Origin of the sequence: Pseudomonas sp. K5002, from assembly GCF_013386655.1 — a bacterium.
In the GTDB taxonomy this organism is placed as follows: domain Bacteria; phylum Pseudomonadota; class Gammaproteobacteria; order Pseudomonadales; family Pseudomonadaceae; genus Aquipseudomonas.
In genome coordinates, this window is record NZ_JACARK010001040.1 from 1 (window position 1) to 1,836 (window position 1,836).

General features: G+C 62.8%; 1 protein-coding gene. It reads right to left on the reverse strand.

Annotation, left to right across the window (positions count from 1 at the left end; genetic code table 11):
- Positions 1–1,836, reverse strand: a 1,836-nt coding sequence (locus tag HX846_RS32920; protein ID WP_256740228.1) for a condensation domain-containing protein, incomplete at both ends; no start/stop codon positions are given.

Sequence of the window (1,836 nt, forward strand, 5' to 3'; positions counted from 1 at the left end):
TTGCTCCAGCCGTCCATCAGAATGTGGTGATGGGTATAAATCAGGTGATAACGCTGTTCAGCGGTCTTGACCAGCACCAGCCGCAGCAGCGGCGCGAGGGCGAGGTCGAAACCCTGGTCGCGCTCGCTGGACGCCAACTCGACGAGGGCCTGCGGGGCATCCGTGCGTGTGCTCCAATCCAGCGCGGTGAAGGGTACGCGCACCTGTTTATGCACCACCTGCACCGGTTGCTCGCTGCCTTCCCAGATGAAACTGCTGCGCAAAATGTCATGGGCGTCGACCGCCGCCTGCCAGGCATCTTCGAAACGCTGTGGGTCGAGACCGTCGATGTCCAGGCACATCTGATTGATGTACTGACCGCTGCCGTGTTCGTACAAGCTGTGGAACAGCATGCCCTGCNNGCTGGCCAGCGGGAAGTCGGAAGGCGTCATGCCATGGTTTGCAGGATCGCAGCAATGACCGATCAACAGAGCCAGCTCCACGGCATAATCGTCGGCCAGTTGCTGGATGGTGGCCTGCTCGAACTGTTGGTGACTGAACGTCCAGCCCAGGCTCAGTGCGCCATCAAATACCCGCCCGTTGAGGCTCAGCCAATTGCCCAGGGGCGCCATCGCGCTTTGCTCTTCACCGGCGCTTTCGCTGGCCGGGCTGAACAACGCGCCCTGTTCCTTATCGAAGCTGGCGTCGAACTGCCCCAGGTAGTTGAAGGTAATGCGCGGCACCGGCAGCGCTTGCAAGGCTGACCGGCTGGCCTCGTCACCGAGGAAGCGCAGCGCGCCGAAACCCACCCCCTTGTCCGGGATCGATCGCAACCCTTGCTTGATCGACTTGATCGAGTCCCCGAGTGCCGCCGCCGGCGACAACTGGACCGGGAACATACTGGTGAACCACCCCACGGTGCGCGTCAGGTCGATGTTGGCAAACAACTCTTCGCGACCATGGCCTTCAAGCTGGATCAAGGTACTTGCATGCCCGGTCCAACGGCAGACCACCCGCGCCAGGGCGGTCAGCAACAGGTCGTTGACCTGAGTGCGATAGGCGGCCGGCGCTTCCTGCAGCAGTTGCCGCGTCAGGTGTTTGTCCAGACGCGTATGAACAGTGACGGCCTGGCCGTTCTGTGGGCTCGCCTCGGGGTTGAGGCACGGCAGGTCAGCCGGCGCACCTTGCAGTTGCGCCTGCCAGTAGGCCAACTGCTGCTGCAATTGCGCGCTACGTGCATGCGCTTGCAACTGTTCGGCAAACGCCTTGACCGAGCTGGTCTTGGCCGGCAATTGCAAGGCTTGCCCGGCGAGCAATTGGTTGTAGGCCGTTTGCAGGTCGTCGAACAGAATCCGCCACGACACACCGTCCACCGCCAGGTGATGGATCACCAGCAACAGCCGCTGGGTGCCATCGTCCAGGGTCGCCAACACGGCGCGCAGCAAGGGTCCGGTTTGCAGGTTCAGGCTGCGCTGGGCTTGATTGGCCAGCACTTCCAGCGCGCCAGCATCGGCCACCGGGCGCACCCATAACAGATCATTGCGCATCGATGCGTCGCGATGGCTGGCACTCCAGCCTTCGGCGCTTTCGTTGAACATCACCCGCAACGCATCGTGATGCAGCACCAGCGCCTGCAATGCTTGCTCCACCAGCGCCGCTTGCAGCGCACGGGCCGGTTGCAGCAGCACCGACTGGTTGTAGTGGTGACGCTGCGGGATGGCGTCGGCAAAGTAAGCCTGTTGAATTGGCAGCAGCAACGCCGGGCCCTGCACCGCAGCCTGATCGATTACCTGCACCGGGTCACCGGTCTGCGCGACAGTCGCCAATGCCTGCACCGTCTGGTGCTGGAACAGGTCT